The organism is Pedobacter psychroterrae, assembly GCF_004331695.1.
Classification (GTDB): Bacteria; Bacteroidota; Bacteroidia; order Sphingobacteriales; family Sphingobacteriaceae; genus Pedobacter; species Pedobacter psychroterrae.
Map to the genome: position 1 here is coordinate 1,623,455 of NZ_SJSL01000001.1, position 15,827 is coordinate 1,639,281.

Annotated in this window: 15 protein-coding genes; 5 read left to right on the top strand and 10 right to left on the bottom strand. The window is 42.3% G+C overall.

Annotated elements, in window-relative coordinates; genetic code table 11:
• Positions 1-11: 11 nt before the first annotated feature.
• Positions 12-623 (top strand): trimeric intracellular cation channel family protein, encoded by a 612-nt coding sequence (locus tag EZ437_RS07155; protein WP_131594614.1) that lies wholly within the window; start codon positions 12-14, stop codon positions 621-623.
• 38 nt (positions 624-661) lie between these two features.
• Here the strand turns inward: EZ437_RS07155 and EZ437_RS07160 are convergent, their stop codons facing one another.
• A complete protein-coding gene (locus EZ437_RS07160; RefSeq protein WP_131594615.1) occupies positions 662-961 on the bottom strand; it encodes an FtsB family cell division protein in 300 nt (99 codons plus the stop codon).
• A 102-nt stretch (positions 962-1,063) separates the two neighbouring features.
• Between EZ437_RS07160 and EZ437_RS07165 the strand changes: the two genes are divergently transcribed.
• The gene (locus tag EZ437_RS07165) at positions 1,064-2,275 is read left to right on the top strand and encodes a glycoside hydrolase family 88 protein (protein ID WP_131594617.1); all 1,212 of its coding nucleotides are present in this window, start codon (positions 1,064-1,066) and stop codon (positions 2,273-2,275) included.
• Between the two features lie 218 nt (positions 2,276-2,493).
• On the opposite strand, the gene eno is transcribed toward EZ437_RS07165, so the two are convergent.
• From eno to carA, 5 genes are all read right to left on the bottom strand, one after another.
• Positions 2,494-3,792: a phosphopyruvate hydratase gene (gene eno, locus EZ437_RS07170; protein WP_131594619.1), complete on the bottom strand. Its 1,299-nt coding sequence runs from the start codon at positions 3,790-3,792 to the stop codon at positions 2,494-2,496.
• 178 nt (positions 3,793-3,970) lie between these two features.
• Positions 3,971-4,684: a class I SAM-dependent methyltransferase gene (locus tag EZ437_RS07175; RefSeq protein ID WP_131594620.1), complete on the bottom strand. Its 714-nt coding sequence runs from the start codon at positions 4,682-4,684 to the stop codon at positions 3,971-3,973.
• A 103-nt stretch (positions 4,685-4,787) separates the two neighbouring features.
• Positions 4,788-5,879: an ABC transporter permease gene (locus EZ437_RS07180; protein ID WP_131594622.1), complete on the bottom strand. Its 1,092-nt coding sequence runs from the start codon at positions 5,877-5,879 to the stop codon at positions 4,788-4,790.
• A 7-nt stretch (positions 5,880-5,886) separates the two neighbouring features.
• Positions 5,887-6,657: an ABC transporter ATP-binding protein gene (locus tag EZ437_RS07185; RefSeq protein WP_131594623.1), complete on the bottom strand. Its 771-nt coding sequence runs from the start codon at positions 6,655-6,657 to the stop codon at positions 5,887-5,889.
• Between the two features lie 100 nt (positions 6,658-6,757).
• Positions 6,758-7,870 carry a glutamine-hydrolyzing carbamoyl-phosphate synthase small subunit gene (carA, locus tag EZ437_RS07190; RefSeq protein ID WP_131594625.1) on the bottom strand — a complete coding sequence of 371 codons (1,113 nt, stop codon included), beginning with the start codon at positions 7,868-7,870 and terminating at the stop codon, positions 6,758-6,760.
• Between the two features lie 235 nt (positions 7,871-8,105).
• Between carA and panB the strand changes: the two genes are divergently transcribed.
• Positions 8,106-8,921 carry a 3-methyl-2-oxobutanoate hydroxymethyltransferase gene (gene panB, locus EZ437_RS07195; protein ID WP_131594627.1) on the top strand — a complete coding sequence of 272 codons (816 nt, stop codon included), beginning with the start codon at positions 8,106-8,108 and terminating at the stop codon, positions 8,919-8,921.
• A complete protein-coding gene (locus EZ437_RS07200; RefSeq protein WP_131594628.1) occupies positions 8,921-9,607 on the top strand; it encodes an RluA family pseudouridine synthase in 687 nt (228 codons plus the stop codon). Before panB ends, EZ437_RS07200 begins: the two co-directional genes overlap by 1 nt.
• Here the strand turns inward: EZ437_RS07200 and EZ437_RS07205 are convergent, their stop codons facing one another.
• The 3 genes from EZ437_RS07205 to EZ437_RS07215 form a co-directional block, all read right to left on the bottom strand.
• The gene (locus EZ437_RS07205; RefSeq protein ID WP_225869516.1) at positions 9,608-10,099 is read right to left on the bottom strand and encodes a hypothetical protein; all 492 of its coding nucleotides are present in this window, start codon (positions 10,097-10,099) and stop codon (positions 9,608-9,610) included.
• 73 nt (positions 10,100-10,172) lie between these two features.
• Positions 10,173-10,553 carry an RNA recognition motif domain-containing protein gene (locus tag EZ437_RS07210; RefSeq protein WP_131594630.1) on the bottom strand — a complete coding sequence of 127 codons (381 nt, stop codon included), beginning with the start codon at positions 10,551-10,553 and terminating at the stop codon, positions 10,173-10,175.
• 75 nt (positions 10,554-10,628) lie between these two features.
• Positions 10,629-13,469: a TonB-dependent receptor gene (locus EZ437_RS07215; protein ID WP_225869517.1), complete on the bottom strand. Its 2,841-nt coding sequence runs from the start codon at positions 13,467-13,469 to the stop codon at positions 10,629-10,631.
• A gap of 405 nt (positions 13,470-13,874) precedes the next feature.
• Here EZ437_RS07215 and EZ437_RS07220 point away from each other — a divergent pair, with 405 nt between their 5' ends.
• Positions 13,875-14,510, top strand: coding sequence for a GIN domain-containing protein (locus tag EZ437_RS07220; protein ID WP_131594631.1), 636 nt, complete (start codon positions 13,875-13,877; stop codon positions 14,508-14,510).
• A gap of 21 nt (positions 14,511-14,531) precedes the next feature.
• Here EZ437_RS07220 and EZ437_RS07225 read toward each other — a convergent pair whose 3' ends face one another.
• Complete coding sequence (locus EZ437_RS07225) at positions 14,532-15,824, bottom strand: MFS transporter (protein ID WP_131594633.1); 1,293 nt, start codon at positions 15,822-15,824, stop codon at positions 14,532-14,534.
• Positions 15,825-15,827: the final 3 nt, after the last annotated feature.

Genomic DNA, 15,827 nt, shown 5'->3' on the forward strand with positions numbered 1-15,827 from the left:
ATACCAGGCATATGCAGATCAATACGATGGAGGCAATTGAAATATTAGGGACCATATCCTTTGCCATATCAGGATCCTTTGCTGCCATGCAGAAAAGACTAGATCCATTTGGTGTGCTCATCATTGCCTTTGTTACCTCTGTGGGTGGAGGAACTGTCCGCGATCTGCTGCTGGGCGATACACCTGTAGCCTGGATGAGAGATGTGAACTATTGCCTGCTGATCCTGCTTACGTCCATAGCCACTATCTTTTTTAAAACCCACATCAAGAAATTTAAAGTCACACTTTTTCTTTTTGACTCACTGGGCCTTGGCTTATTTACCATACTGGGGATACAGAAGGGAATTGTGTTTGGCCTTAGTCCCGGAATTTGTATCGCATTGGGTACCATTACCGGATGCTTCGGAGGGATTATCAGAGATACATTCCTAAATACCATTCCATTGATATTTAGAAAAGAGGTTTATGCTACGGTATGTATCATGGGAGGTATACTTTATTTTTCCTTACTGTATTTCAACCTCAAGGAAGACCTGGCAAAAGTGGTGGTCATCGCATTTATCTTTGCTTTCAGAATTGTTGTGGTAAGGTACAAGCTAACGCTGCCTAAATTTGGTTACTGAGTATTATAAGGACAGGCAGCGGGCCCGGCAGATCAGGTCTATTCTTTTGATCTTTCTTCAATGATCACGAAGACATCTTCATTCTCTTTTTTCATGAAGTACTTTTCCCTCGCAAACTTTTCAGCAGTATTTAAATTGCTGCTCAGTTCACTAAGGTCTTTTTTTACCTGCCCTATTTCCTTAGTATAGAAGTCTTTTTCCTCCTGGAGCTTATTTACCTGAGATTTGTACTCATATTGCGCCACAATGTCATTCTTGTCAAAAAACATCATCCATACCACGAATGCCGCCACCGACAGAAAATATTTATTGCGTATAAGTCCAAGCATACGGTTCATACTAACAAATTTAAATAAAAATGCTTAGTTAATTTAAGATTTAGATTTATATCTTTATGAAAACGTTTTCATTGCATTGAAACTTTAAATTATATTGAGCACATGATGATCAAACAAACTACGAAATTCATTTTGGGATTATCCCTGGCAGTTGCCCTAAGTGCCTGCGCACAAAAGAAGCAAGTGACTAAAGGTAATGCCTTGACTAAAATGGCCGAAAAAGAATTTGCGGATGCTGCAGGTCAGTACAACTTTCTTAAAACCCAGCTCAAACCTAACCAATTTCCAAAGGCCTATTTCCCTAAGAATGATTCTTTAGCCACTAGTGGTTCAGGATGGTGGTGCAGCGGTTTCTACCCGGGTACTTTGTTGTACCTTAATGAACAGACCAAAGATGCAGCGTTAAAGACGGAAGCGGACCGCATACTAAAGGTTCTGGAAAAGGAACAGTACAATAAGACTACCCATGACCTTGGCTTTATGATGTTCTGTAGTTTTGGCAATGCCAATAGACTACAGCCAAGTGAATCTTATAAGCAAATTTTAATAAACAGTGCCAAATCATTGTGTACCCGTTTTGATCCAAAACTTGGCGTTATCAAATCTTGGGATTCAAGAAAACCATCAGATTACCTGGTGATCATTGACAACATGATGAACCTGGAGCTCTTGTTCTGGGCTACAGAGGTAACTGGCGATTCAAGCTATTATAAGATCGCCGTTACCCATGCAGACAATACGATTAAGAACCATTTCAGGCCTGATTTCAGCTCTTTCCACGTGATCAACTATGACAGGAACAATCCAGGTGGTGTTCAGGAGAAAAAAACCGCACAAGGATACTCAGATTCGTCGGCATGGGCGAGAGGACAAGCTTGGGGATTGTATGGTTTTGTGGTAATGTACAGGGCAACAAAAGATAGAAAGTACTTGGATCAAGCCAATCATATCTCTAATTTCATTTTAAATCATCCGAATTTCCCGAAAGACAAAATAGCTTATTGGGATTTTAACGCACCAAATATACCTGATGCTTCACGTGACGTTTCAGCAGCAACGATTATGGCTTCTGCATGGCTGGAATTGGCTGGCTATGCTGAAAAAGATGCAGCACAGAAATACCGTGCTACCGCTAAAGAGATCCTCATAAATTTAGGTACAGATAAGTATAAAGCCAAACCAGGTACGAACGGGGGATTTATTCTGACAAACAGTGTTGGGCACCTGCCGGCAAAATCAGAGGTAGATGTAGCGATATCTTATGCTGATTATTATTATATAGAAGCGTTGGGGAGGTTAAAAAAGGAAAATTAAGTGATCTGCCTTCGGGCTGCATTTCTTAAGCTCCCTGAAGGGGGAGCAAAGGGCGCTATGCCCTCTTTCAGACACTGAATTTTCTTTAAGCAGGGAGGAGAGAAGCAGGGAGGAGAGAAGCGGGGGGGGTATATAAGAAAAAGCCCCGGTGATCATTTGATCGCCGGGGCTTTTTTATTTTTAGAGGAGTTAAGTTTGCCTTTCCTTCTTTAAATTGACTATTTCTTAATAGCGTATTTAAAGTCTTTGCCGATGAAACGTGCGGCAGCGCCTAGTTCTTCTTCGATTCGCAATAACTGATTGTATTTTGCAATTCTGTCTGAACGTGAAGCTGAGCCGGTTTTGATCTGACCGCAGTTTAATGCTACTGCAAGGTCAGCGATGGTTACATCTTCAGTTTCACCCGAACGGTGAGACATTACTGAGGTATAGCCATTGTTCTGAGCCAATGAAACTGCATTGATGGTCTCAGTTAATGAACCAATCTGGTTTACCTTTACCAGGATTGAATTGGCAGTATCAGTGTCAATTCCTCTTTGAAGTCTTTTCACGTTGGTAACAAACAAATCATCACCGACCAATTGAACACGGTCTCCTATTCTGTCCGTCAATAATTTCCAGCCATCCCAGTCATCTTCGCCCATACCATCTTCAATAGAAATGATCGGGTATTTTTCGGTTAGCGAAGCAAGATATTCTGCCTGCTCTGCGCTGGTACGGATAGCACCCTTATCGCCTTCAAATTTAGTATAGTCGTATTTTCCGTCTTTATAGAATTCAGAAGCAGCACAATCAAATGCCAGGCAGATCTGCTCACCGGGTTTGTAACCAGCTTTTTCAATTGCTTTAAGAATTGTCTCAACCGCATCTTCAGTACCGTCAAAAGTTGGTGCAAAACCACCTTCATCACCCACAGCAGTAGAAAGACCCCTGTCATGCAGGATTGCTTTTAAGTTATGGAATACTTCAGTTCCCCAACGCAATGCTTCAGAGAAAGAAGCAGCACCAACAGGCATGATCATAAATTCCTGGAATGCGATAGGTGCATCAGAGTGAGATCCGCCGTTTACGATGTTCATCATTGGGATGGGCAAAGTATTTGCATTCACGCCACCGATGTAACGGTATAAAGGCTGACGGCTTTCCTGTGCAGCAGCTTTGGCAACTGCAAGTGAAACACCTAAAATAGCATTGGCACCCAGGTTTCCTTTATTTTCTGTTCCGTCCAGCTTGATCAACAGGCTGTCGATCGCATTTTGCTCAAATACGTCAATGCCTTTCAATTCATCAGCGATCTTATCATTTACATTGGCTACAGCTTTCAATACGCCTTTACCCAGGTAAACTTTTTTGTCACCATCCCTTAGCTCTACAGCTTCGTGGATACCGGTCGACGCACCAGAAGGTACTGCTGCACGACCAAGAATGCCATTTTCTGTAATTACATCTACTTCGATTGTAGGATTGCCACGGGAGTCAAGTATTTGCCGTGCATGAACATCAATTATTAAACTCATTTTATTCGTTTTTATTAGTTAAATAGCCTTAGTGTAAAAGGTACAATTACTAAGGCAGTTTCCAAAGTTATAATAAATTTTAAATTATAGGGTTTGATCGGCATTTTTTTTAAATGCAGGGTGCTGAATCTTAATGCAAAATCAATCTGGAATTAACATAAACACTGGGGATTACACATTATTTTATGGCGCCAAAAGCAGCGAAACAAGAGTTTTTGTGCAGTATTTCTGTGCTCCTGAAGCCTACTCTTTTTAATAGGTCCAATTGATAATTCAAAGACCGGGGTGTGTCTTCATATGCGATATAGTCGAATACTTTCTGACGGTATTCGGGGCCACCCAGCGTTTCAATATATTCAGCGTACTTATCCTCAAAAAGATTGTTGATGAATGGCGAATCATGCGTGATCAGGTCGGAGATCCAAATACTGCCACCCGGTTTTAATGCGCTGTATATTTTGCCAAACACCAGTTCCCAATCTGCATCTTCTCTCAAATGATGTAAAGTAGCCGCAGCCAGTACAATGTCGTAGTGTTCATCAGGCAGGTCAAGGTTGCGCATGTCATCCTGGACAATGGTTATTTTTCCACTGGTTTCCTGTGATATCCTTTCCTTCGCTTTCTGCAGCATTGGCATACTCAGATCGTTCAGTGTACAATTCATGCCCGGTACTTTGCTTAGCATCTTTAGTGTATAATTTCCTGCCCCACAGCCAATATCCAGCAGCTCCTTTGCCTGTGGATTTATATATCTCGCCGCTTCAGTACACAATTCCATAGTGAGCGGGGCATCAATAGTCGTCTGCTGTCCGGTGTCAAGGTTCGAAAATCTTTCGACATCGTTGTCAAATCTTACTCTAATCTCTTCGTTGGTCGCTTTTGTTGCCTGCACTGCTTTAATGTTTTAGTTTTCTTTAATTCAAAAATAGCTGGAATATTACTAAATGAGAAATAATCTTTTTACAGATCATAACCATTTAATCTGTCTTTTTGGATTATTCCCATTTGAACACTTTAACCGCTACAGCATAGATGCCGATTCCCCAGATTACCATAATCAGGATCTGATATTTTACATCCCACAATCCTGCCCCTTCAAATGCTACCTTTCTCATCGCATCGTTCAAATAAGTCAAGGGCAATGCTCGACTGATCGGCTGCAACCATTCCGGAAAAGCATCTATAGAAAAAAAAGTTCCCGATAGTAAAAACTGAGGTAAAGTAATAATATTTGAAATAGGGGGGATGGTACTTTCGCTTTTGGCTACGCCCGATACTACAAAGCCAAAGCCCATAAATACGATTAGACCTATTACAGAGAGCAATAGCATATTTATTACTGTCACAATGCCGTGCACCAGCGTGAAATGAAAGAAGTAATGGCCTATCACGATGATAAACACAGCACCAAGTAAGGCAAAGCCGATCCTTGCAATTCCTTCACCAAATACAATGCTTGACCTGCGTACCGGAGTCGCAAAGAACCGTTTGATTACCAGGTTTTGCCTCAGGCTAAAAAACACAAACGCCGTCCCGAATACCCCTGTGCTTAATAGAGAAAAGCCAAGCTGTCCGGGTAGTATAAAGTCTATTGTGCGGTATATTCTTCCCGTAACAGTGCTTTCATTTAGCTGCGCTACAGATGGTTGCATGTCTTTCGCATTTAGGCTGTAATACAGGTTGCTAAGCACTGATTTAAGAATGTTACCCTTATCTATTGAAGCGGAGGTGTATTTTATATTAGCAACATAAGCAGGTCTGCCTGCCTTATTTTTCTGCACATCTATTACTGCGGCGATGTGTCCTTTTTCAAGTTCTTTATGAATTTCTGCTTCACCCTTTCCCTTTACCAGATGGATCACATTGTTTTTCTCCAATGACTTAATAATCGGGTTTTGCAGGTCAGAGCCAGGTGCAATCGCCAGGTCAACCTTCACTCCACCACCTCCCAAAAAGCCAAACACCAGGATAAAGATCAATGGAAATGCAAGGGTAAAAACAACAGCCGAGGGGCTGCGCATGATTGATCGGAAGCTCGCCTTTGCAAGTGCCAGGGTAGCTTTGGTGTTGTTATATGGTTTGCTCATGTTCTCATTAATTGTCCTCGCGCCATTCTTTGCCGGTCAGGTTGATGAATACATCTTCCAGATTGGCTTTCTTAACTTCTTTTTTACGCTCAAATCCAGTACTCACCAGTTTGTCGATCAGATTGTCGGGTGAATCCAGTGCTATGATCGTCCCGCGCTCTACAAAAGCTACCCGGTCGCACAGTTGCTCGGCCTCATCCATGTAATGTGTAGTGATCACTACAGTAGTGCCATTGTTCCTGATCTCTGTGATCAGGTCCCAAAGGTTGCGGCGCGCCTGAGGGTCCAGTCCGGTAGTAGGCTCATCCAGAAAAACGATCTTTGGCGAATTGATCAGCGTAGTAGCGATAGAAAAGCGCTGTTTCTGTCCACCAGACAAAGCTTTGTATTTGGCTTTCGCCTTATCCTGCAGGTTTACCTTTTCCAGCATTTCCATTGGTTTGATGCTTACGCCATATAAGCCCGAGAACAATTCCATCAGCTCTACAAGGTTCAGATTTGGATAATAACCTGCGGCCTGTAGCTGTACGCCGATGATCTGCTTGATCCTTCCTGCATCTTTGTCGACCGAATAACCGTCAACAATCACTTCTCCTGAAGTTTTTAAGCGAAGGGTTTCGATGATCTCTAAAGTAGTGGTTTTGCCGGCTCCGTTTGGCCCCAGAAGGCCGAATATCTCGTTTTCATAAACATCAAAGCTGAGGCCCTGTACTGCAGTAAAGTCATCGTATTTTTTTACCAGGTTTTTTACACTGATAATGGCATTGGTTCTATCCATGTTATAAATGTAAGAAGGTTTAGATGAATAGAAAAAGCTATTGTACTAAACCTTCTTAAAATGTCGGTAAGATGATGGTATTAAATGGGTAAACTGATCGTTACCAGGCCAGTTCTCCTTTTATCATGGTGATGAAATCATCAAAAAGGTAACGGGAGTCGTGCGGGCCCGGAGAAGATTCAGGGTGATACTGCACCGAGAATGCCTTTTTGCCTTTCACGCGGATACCCTCTATCGACTGATCATTCAGGTTGATGTGGGTAATCTCTACTTTGTCAGACTTTCTCACCTCATCAGGTATTACTCCAAAACCATGATTTTGAGAGGTCACCTCACAGTGATTTTTAATGATATTTTTAACCGGGTGGTTTAGTCCCCTGTGTCCGTTAAACATTTTCATAGTACCTATGCCATTTGCTTCAGCAAGCAATTGGTGGCCCAGGCAAATTCCGAATAGTGGTTTATCAGCTGCCAATACTTTTTTAACGGTTTCAATTGCATATGGCATTGCGGCAGGATCGCCGGGACCATTAGAGATGAAATAACCATCAGCACCCCAGGCATCCATTTCTTCAAAAGTAGTTTTAGCAGGGAAAACCTGAACATAAATATCCCTGTTCTCAAAATTGCGCAGGATATTTTTCTTAATACCCAGGTCCAATGCTGCGATCTTATAGGTAGCATCGGGTGAGCCATAGAAATAAGGCTCTTTGGTAGAAACCTGAGAGGATAGTTCCAGTCCATCCATAGAAGGTACTTCAGCAAGTTTTGCTTTCAGTTCATCCAGATCCGTGATCTCCGATGAAATGATACCGTTCATAGCACCTTTGTTTCTGATATGCCTTACCAAAGAACGGGTATCAATATCAGATATACCTACAATATTTTCATTTTGAAAGTAATCCTGTATAGATTCCGAAGCCTCTTTGCGGCTAAAACCGATGTTGTAATTCTTACAGACCAAACCTGCGATTTTTATGCTGTCAGATTCAATCTCTTCTTTGTGGATTCCATAATTTCCAATGTGCGCATTGGTAGTCACCATGATCTGACCGAAATAAGAAGGGTCAGTAAAAATTTCCTGGTACCCTGTCATTCCGGTATTGAAACAGATTTCTCCGGTTGTAGTGCCGATTTTCCCAGCTGCCTTACCATAGTAAACGGTGCCGTCAGCCAGTAACAAGATTGCAGGTAACTTGATGTAATTAGTCATTTTTATGATTAAGAATTATTGGAATAAAAAATGAATGCTGACATGCGACTCTTAGGTCGATTTTGTAGTTAACAAATGTGCTGTTAAATAACTCCTTCATTTCGGAGTACAAAGATAGGGCTTTGCTGCATTTTATTCAAGATATTTTTTAAGAAATATTGAATGTCACAAAAACAATAAATCTCCTCATATATCGAATGTAAAAACTAATTTTGCCATACCAAACGATAGAAACATGTCAGTCAATAAAGAAGTTAAACGGATAACCACACATATCCTTCAGGAAATGAAGCATCGGGGAGAGAAGATAGCAATGTTAACCGCGTACGATTACTCCATGGCTACCATACTTGATGATGCTGGACTTGATGTTTTGCTGGTTGGTGACTCAGCCTCTAATGTAATGGCCGGACATGAAACTACATTACCTATCACGCTGGATCAGATGATCTACCATGCCCAGGGTGTGGTACGGGGTGCGAGACGGGCATTTGTGGTAGTCGACCTGCCTTTCGGGAGTTACCAGGGCAATTCTAAAGAAGCCTTAAATTCTGCTATCCGTATCATGAAAGAATCCGGCGCCCATGGGGTAAAGCTGGAGGGGGGAACTGAAGTTGCTGAATCTATCTCACGCATCATCACTGCCGGTATTCCGGTGATGGGACATTTGGGGCTTACCCCACAGTCTATCTATAAATTTGGCACCTATACCGTAAGGGCCAAGGGAGAGGAAGAAGCCGAAAAATTAAAAACTGATGCACTGGCTCTGCAAGAGGCTGGGTGTTTTGGTATTGTGCTTGAAAAAATTCCTGCCAGACTGGCCAAAGAAGTTTCTGAAAGCCTCAATATCCCTACCATTGGTATCGGAGCTGGACCAGACTGTGACGGACAGGTACTTGTTGTGAACGACATGATCGGACTTACCAAAGGCTTCAGGCCGCGTTTCCTGCGCCAGTATGTAAATTTGTACGATGGCATCTTAGGAGCGGCGCAGTCTTATATTAAGGATGTGAAAGCAAAAGATTTTCCTAACGAAAAGGAACAATATTAATGGCGGTAAGTGACAAAGATATACTTTACGAAGACAATCACCTCATTGCGGTAATGAAGCGTGCCGGAGATATCGTTCAGATCGATGAAACCGGCGATGAGCCGCTTGATGAGCAGGTAAAGAAATACCTTGCGGCAAAATACAATAAACCAAACAGTGCTTTTTTGGGTGTAGTACACCGGCTGGATAGGCCTGTAAGCGGTGTAATCCTGTTTGCCAAGACCAGTAAAGCCCTTGAAAGAATGAATGCGGTATTCAAAAACCGTGAGGTAAAAAAGACCTACTGGGCGGTAGTGCGCCAAAAGCCAGCCAAACCTTCCGGAACATTGGTGCACTGGCTGGTAAAGAACCCGCAGAAAAATGTGGTGACCCCCTACAATACCGAAGTAGCCGGTAGTCAGCGCTCAGAACTCAGCTATAGGCTCATTGGTGAACTGGGCGGCTATTATTTGATAGAGGTAGATCCCCTTACCGGGCGTTCACACCAGATCAGGGTGCAGTTATCTACCTTGGGATGTCCCATTGTGGGCGATAATAAATATGGCTACCCAAGAGGCAGCCGCAAAGGAAGTATCTGCCTCCATGCACGCCGACTACAGTTCATCCATCCAGTCAAAAAGGAACCTGTTAATATTTTTGCTAGGTTACCGGTCGATGGATTTTGGGAACGCTTTGAAGATTTTTAATTATTGACAATCTGTTTTAGAAAACACGATGGCATCCCCAAATTTGAGTTTGCTTCTGTCTTTGAATACCATTTTCCCTTTTCTCTCTTCCACATCTCCGTATCCCTCATAGAGTTTGCCGTCTTTTCTAAGCAATACAATTTCCCGTATCGAGCTTCTGCCTTCCGAATTAAAAATGTATTCTGCAATTATGGTATCACCCTTCATCTCTCCGGCAATAGTACCCTTATTGCTATCCTTTTCAAACAATTTGTAAGCCAGGTTGCCGGTCAGTTCTTCATTTTCTGTATTGATCTTTAACGTTGCAGTATCCCTGTTTTTAATATAGCTGTAACATTCCGTTACTTTTTCTTCAACGGGTACACTCGGTACCAGTGTAGTGTCAGTAGCAGTGATGGAAGTGCTGTCATCGCGTTGTTCTTCTTTTTTTTCGCTGTTACAGGCCAGTGCAAGCAGTGCAAAAGTTGTCAGTAGTAGGAATCGCTTCTTCATGGTTTTTTGTTATTCTATAAACAATAGTCCTGCCAATTTTTTGAAGCAACACCTTAACGCAACTTTAATACAACTATTTGCCGGTCTTCCAGTTATCAGTAACCAGTTTTCTTGGTCGTTTGTTGTTAAAGCTGTTGTTCCCGGCATCGTTTTGCAGGTTTTGTTCAGACTGAAAACGATTTGTTTTAAAAGCACGTGGCTTTTGAACCCTGCTTTCATCGGCCAGTTTAACTGTGATCTTCCTGCCCTTGATCACCATGTTGTTTAGCGCAGAGATGGCTCTCTCGGCACCTGCCTGATCTACCATTTCAACAAAGCCATAACCTTTGTGCTTGCCGGTATCTTTGTCTGTCAAAAGATGAATACTGTGGATCATACCATGTGTGCTAAACAGCTCGATCATTTCTGTTTCCTGGATATCTAGTGGGTAGCCCACCACAAACAATTTAATCATGAAAATGGATTAGTTGCCAAATTTAATAAATATTTACTTTCCTACCCTAATGTTTGGTTTACTTTTAACACCACATTACATAAAACTACCATCTCCTCTTCTTCTGATCGGCTGACCATTACGCCCTTTAGCTCCTGTCCATTTTTGGAGGCGCATGCTCAGACGAACCATAAAATACTGACTTAGCGCATTGGACCTGGTATCTGTATATCCGCCATTGTCATTGTAATCACGGCTTACAAAATTATTCTGGTTAAGGAGATCAAAAGCATGAAGTGAAACCCTGCCCCTGCGGTGAAACAGCTCCTTTTCTAAATAAGCGTTTACTACAAAAGGATTGCTGGTCAGATTGGGTTTAATTCCGCTTACATAATTTTTACTGGCACTATAGCCAAACTGCCAGCTTTCTAAAAAGTAGATTTTCCCATCCACATTAAATGCCAGTGTACTTATCTCGTTTTGATTTTTGAGTAAGGTGTTTTCAGATTTGGTATAGTTATGTGAAGCATAAGGATTAATCTCAAACCAGTCGGTAGGATTAATCCTCGGCCCGAAGCGTTCCACAAAACTCCTGACAGTATTTACATTTTGCTCACCGTTACTCATGGAAATGCGGTGGTTATAATTGGCAGAACCACTGAAAGACAAATTGTATTTGCGGTTGTTGAACTGCTTGCTGATGGAATAATTGCTGCCTAAATTATAAGAACCGTCCACATTGATAAATCTTGTTTCGGAAATGTAGACTGCTTTTTGGTTTGGCCCTACTACTACGTTCGGGTCCAGCACATCAAGCGTATTGTTAACCACGCTGTTCTGCGAAAAAGAAGCATTCATATTTACAGAATAGTTCATTTTCATGTTTGCCAGGTAGTTATTATACTCAGACCGGATAGTATGTGTAAATGATGCTTTAAGGTCAGGGTTGCCAATTCTGGGGTTTTGTGGGTTGGTAACATCTTTTACAGGTTGTATCTGATCAAACGAAGGCTCATTTGCCGAACCGGAATAATTAAGGGAAATCTTATGCTGCCGCGACCACAAATATTCCATTCTTGCTATCGGGATCAGGTTGAAGCTCTTACGTTCTGTAGTGGTACCCAGACTTACTTTTGTTCCGGACAGCAAGGATGGAATCCCCGTTAGTCCGGCGGAAAATCTAAATTTAGCAGTGTTCTCAATTCCATATCGGAAATTTAGTGAAACACGCGCCTGGGTAAAGGAATAATCAAAGATATTACTTAGCGAATCGATCACCTGTGAATAGCCCGTTGGCATCACATTCCTGGTGGTGGCATCATTGCTGTAGCCATTGTAATTTATCTGGGTATTCAGTTCCAGCTGGGTGTTTAGTGACAGTGGCTCAACAAAGGTCAAACTACCACGATAACTATTTTGAAGGTTTTTACGTGCGATAATCCTGTTCACAAGAGAGTCTCTTCGCTCCGTTTCTTCCTCATTCAGAAAATAAATAATATTGGCTTCCCGTTGCTGTTCGGCATCGTTGCTATTGCTGTTTAAATTGGCATGTAAAGACAACCTTCTTCTTTTATTGGTAAACCTATGTGTATAACTAATGGCAGCACCCAACTGAGGTCTGGTGGTGGTACTTATATTTGAACTGATCTGGTTTTGATGCCTGAAACCAGTCTGGTAAGATGAATCGGACCTTAAATTGAGTGAAGAGCTGTAATTGATTGATGGAGAAAAATTAAAGAAATTGTTGCTGTCCAGTTCGAAATCTATTTCCGCCTTAAAGTTGTGATTTTTTGAATTGTTGTCGCTGGTATTGCCCCTGGTGCTGTTTGTAGCGATCAGTGTATCCTTTTGTGTTACCGGATCTCTGAAGTTGGTAAATGATCTTGTAAAACTGTTGTTCAAAGAATTGACATCATTTTCATTAAACCCATAATTGACATTGATTTCAATTTTCTTTCCTATTTTATCGCGGATGCTGAAAGATCCATTTCCATCGGTTGTTGTACCGCCAGCCCCGCCGCCTCCACCACCACCTGCAACACCGTTTACCGTATTTCTATAACCCGTTCTGACGCCAATCTGCTGATTACCGTTGATCCTTGTCCCAAAAATACCTGCGTCATACCGCTTGTTATTTCCTCCGGCAGTATTTAACCGCACTATGTTGCCTACTGATTTATCCAATCTCGTAGTGATGTTCAATATCTTTTGCGGATCCCCTTCCTTGACACCTGTACGCGCCGCTTCGTCGCCATAATCATCCACAATCTGGATCTTGTCCACGATTTCGGCAGGAAGGTTTTTTATCGCATTTGCCAGATCACCGCCCAGGTATTCTTTTCCATTTAACTTGGCCCTTAATACGGCTTCACCATTGTGTATAAGAGAGCCGTCTGCCCCCACCTCCATTCCTTCCATCTTTTTCAGCAATTCATCTACCGTTGAATTTTCCCTTACCACATAATCACTGGCCCTGTACTCTATCGTATCCGTTTTATAAGTGATTGATGGTTCGCCGTTAATGACTACGGTATTTAACGTATTTTTCTCTTCTTTAAGGACTATCGGATCCATCACAATTCTCGGTATGCGGTCATTCTGTTTAAAGAGCATCGCTGGTGTTTTCACATATCCAATGCTTTGAACTACGATGGTATAGGTAGCTGATTTTACATTTTTAAATATAAAGATTCCGTCGTTGTTGGTTGCTATTTTCAGCGTGTCTTTGTCAGAGGTCAGGCTTACGGTAGCCCCGATCACACCGAGATCTGTACTGTCTTTTACGATTCCGCTTATTTCTCGTAAAGGCAATGGGGGTTCTACAGGTTTTGAGGGGTTGTTTTGGGCGTTAACTTTAATTATGCCAAGCAAAATGAGTAGCAATAAGATTATTTTCCTGCCGCCAGGAGAGAGGTTTACCGTCATCAGGGTATTCATTTGGTTTGTGTTGATGATAAGACTGTAAACGATTGCATAGGTTTAATCTGCAACAATTACGTTACAGGCGTTGTGTTCTCTGTATCCGTTCGGTATGTGGTTAGGTTTGGCTGAGTATTCGGAGGGCATTCAGTAGAGGTTGGATAGGCCATAGGCTATACCAATCCCTATCCAACCCCTACCGAACGCTTATCCAAGGCCCTGTCAATAACAAACGCAAAGCGAACGGATACCAAATAGACAATCAGACTGAAATATTACATCTTGTTCGTCGAAAACTTTTGGGTGTTTGTCGTGAGTTACTTGATGCTGGTATAATACGGCGATATGGCGTGCAACGTTTTAGCCCGGATGGCGTCTTACTTACAAACAACAAAGAAATTTAAAACTCAAAAAAATATTATTATGAAAACTTTAACTAAAACATTATTCGCCACAGTATTCACAGGTATCGTATTGACCAGCTCAGCAATGACAACATTCGCAGCAGGAAACGGGAATAACAGGGAGATCAGCGTAAGCGCAGCAATACCACAAACATCGGTAAACGGGGTTAACAGGATCTGGGCGAGTGGGAACGTAAAGGTGGTATTGACACAAAATGAAAAAGAAGGGATTATCGCAGGTGAGAATTTCAATACTGAAACCACTTTTATCCAGAGAAAAGGGAATACACTTTACATCAACTCTGTTGAAAGCGGCCAGGTAACCATCAATGTTTCGATCAAAGATCTTCAGAGAATAGAGGCTGCGGGAAGCGCAACAGTGGTAACGAGCAATAACTTTGACGTGAAATATCTTCAGGTATTTTTGAGCCAAGCCGCTAAAGCAAAATTAAGTGCCATGTCTGGCAGCTTATATACTGTAGTAAGCGATGATGCAACATTGAAAATGAGCGGCTCAACTCATCAGCATACATTAATAGCCAGCAACATGAAAAATGTAAAACTTGATAGTTTTGTAAGCCTGAGAACCAGCAGCAAGGTAGCTGATTATGCAGCAATCAGATCGAACAAATTGATCGCAAATAAACTGAACTAATCGAACTGAATGGCGCAGGGTTTAACCGTCTTCGTTCAGTTTGGAATGGTCCCTGGTATCCTTCATAAAGATGTACACCATCAGCGATAGGAAAATGCAAATAGTAATGTACCAGTAATAGTAGGCTTCGTGATGCGCGCTTTTGAGCCAGAGGGCAATATACTCTGCGGTACCGCCAAAGATAGCAACGGTCAGGGCATAAGGCAGGCCAACGCCAAGAGCCCTTACTGAGGCTGGAAATAGTTCGGCCTTAACAACAGCATTGATACTTGTATAGCCGCTTACGATTATCAATGCGGCCATTAAAAGAAAAAATGCTTCCCACTGGGAAGTAGTATGACTTAACCTGCTGAGCAAGGGCACTGTGCAGATTGTGCCGAGAACACCAAAGCCGATCAGGAGCGGACGGCGGCCAATCTTGTCAGACAAAGCGCCAAATAGGGGCTGCATACAGGCAAAAATAAGTAAAGTAAAAAAAGACATAAGGGTAGATTGCTCCTTACTCATATGCACAGTATTGACCAGAAACTTTTGCATATAGGTAGTGTAAGTGTAAAAAGCAAGTGTACCTCCCAGGGTCAGCCCAATCACTGTGATTAATGCCTTTGGGTGCTTTAATAAGGCTTTTAAGGTGCCTTTTCTCTCGGAAGTATGTTCCCGTTGGTTTTCAAAAGCCTTTGTCTCATGAAGGTTTTTCCTTAAGTAAAGCGCTACAATAGCTAGCATGGCCCCAAAAATAAAAGGGATACGCCAGCCCCATTCCATTAACTGGGCCTCTGAAAGTAATACCCGCTGTAAGATCAGTTGTATGCCTAGTGCCAGCAGTTGTCCTCCAATTAAAGTGACATACTGAAAACTGGAATAAAAACCACGCCTGTTTTTAGAAGCCATCTCGCTGAGGTAGGTAGCAGAGACCCCATATTCACCGCCAACACTTAGTCCCTGCAGCAGTCTTGCTGTTAATAATGCAATCGGAGCTATAATGCCAATGCTTTGGTAGGTAGGGATTATAGCAATGAGCAGGGAGCCAAAAGACATCAGGAGCACAGAAAGTGTCATAGACTGTTTGCGCCCTACGCGGTCTGCAATGCGACCGAAAATGTAACCGCCCAAAGGCCGCATGAGGAAGCCCAATGCAAATATCCCTGCTGTGTTTAGCAGTTGTACTGTAGGATTTCCCTTGGGAAAAAAAGATGCTGAAAAATATATGGCGAATGCGGAATAGGCATACCAATCATACCATTCGACCAGGTTGCCTATAGAACCTCCAAAAATGGCTTTCAACCTTTTGGCTGATATGCTGTTTTCCCTCATAAG

Bases quoted from the DNA above. Each gene is read 5' to 3' on its own strand.
- EZ437_RS07180 (WP_131594622.1), bottom strand. From the start codon at position 5,879: ATGAGCAAACCATATAACAACACCAAAGCTACCCTGGCACTTGCAAAG.
- EZ437_RS07200 (WP_131594628.1), top strand. From the start codon at position 8,921: ATGGCGGTAAGTGACAAAGATATACTTTACGAAGACAATCACCTCATT.
- EZ437_RS07215 (WP_225869517.1), bottom strand. From the start codon at position 13,469: ATGAATACCCTGATGACGGTAAACCTCTCTCCTGGCGGCAGGAAAATA.
- eno (WP_131594619.1), bottom strand. From the start codon at position 3,792: ATGAGTTTAATAATTGATGTTCATGCACGGCAAATACTTGACTCCCGT.
- carA (WP_131594625.1), bottom strand. From the start codon at position 7,870: ATGACTAATTACATCAAGTTACCTGCAATCTTGTTACTGGCTGACGGC.
- EZ437_RS07220 (WP_131594631.1), top strand. From the start codon at position 13,875: ATGAAAACTTTAACTAAAACATTATTCGCCACAGTATTCACAGGTATC.
- EZ437_RS07185 (WP_131594623.1), bottom strand. From the start codon at position 6,657: ATGGATAGAACCAATGCCATTATCAGTGTAAAAAACCTGGTAAAAAAA.
- panB (WP_131594627.1), top strand. From the start codon at position 8,106: ATGTCAGTCAATAAAGAAGTTAAACGGATAACCACACATATCCTTCAG.
- EZ437_RS07205 (WP_225869516.1), bottom strand. From the start codon at position 10,099: ATGAAGAAGCGATTCCTACTACTGACAACTTTTGCACTGCTTGCACTG.
- EZ437_RS07155 (WP_131594614.1), top strand. From the start codon at position 12: ATGCAGATCAATACGATGGAGGCAATTGAAATATTAGGGACCATATCC.
- EZ437_RS07165 (WP_131594617.1), top strand. From the start codon at position 1,064: ATGATGATCAAACAAACTACGAAATTCATTTTGGGATTATCCCTGGCA.
- EZ437_RS07160 (WP_131594615.1), bottom strand. From the start codon at position 961: ATGAACCGTATGCTTGGACTTATACGCAATAAATATTTTCTGTCGGTG.
- EZ437_RS07225 (WP_131594633.1), bottom strand. From the start codon at position 15,824: ATGAGGGAAAACAGCATATCAGCCAAAAGGTTGAAAGCCATTTTTGGA.
- EZ437_RS07210 (WP_131594630.1), bottom strand. From the start codon at position 10,553: ATGATTAAATTGTTTGTGGTGGGCTACCCACTAGATATCCAGGAAACA.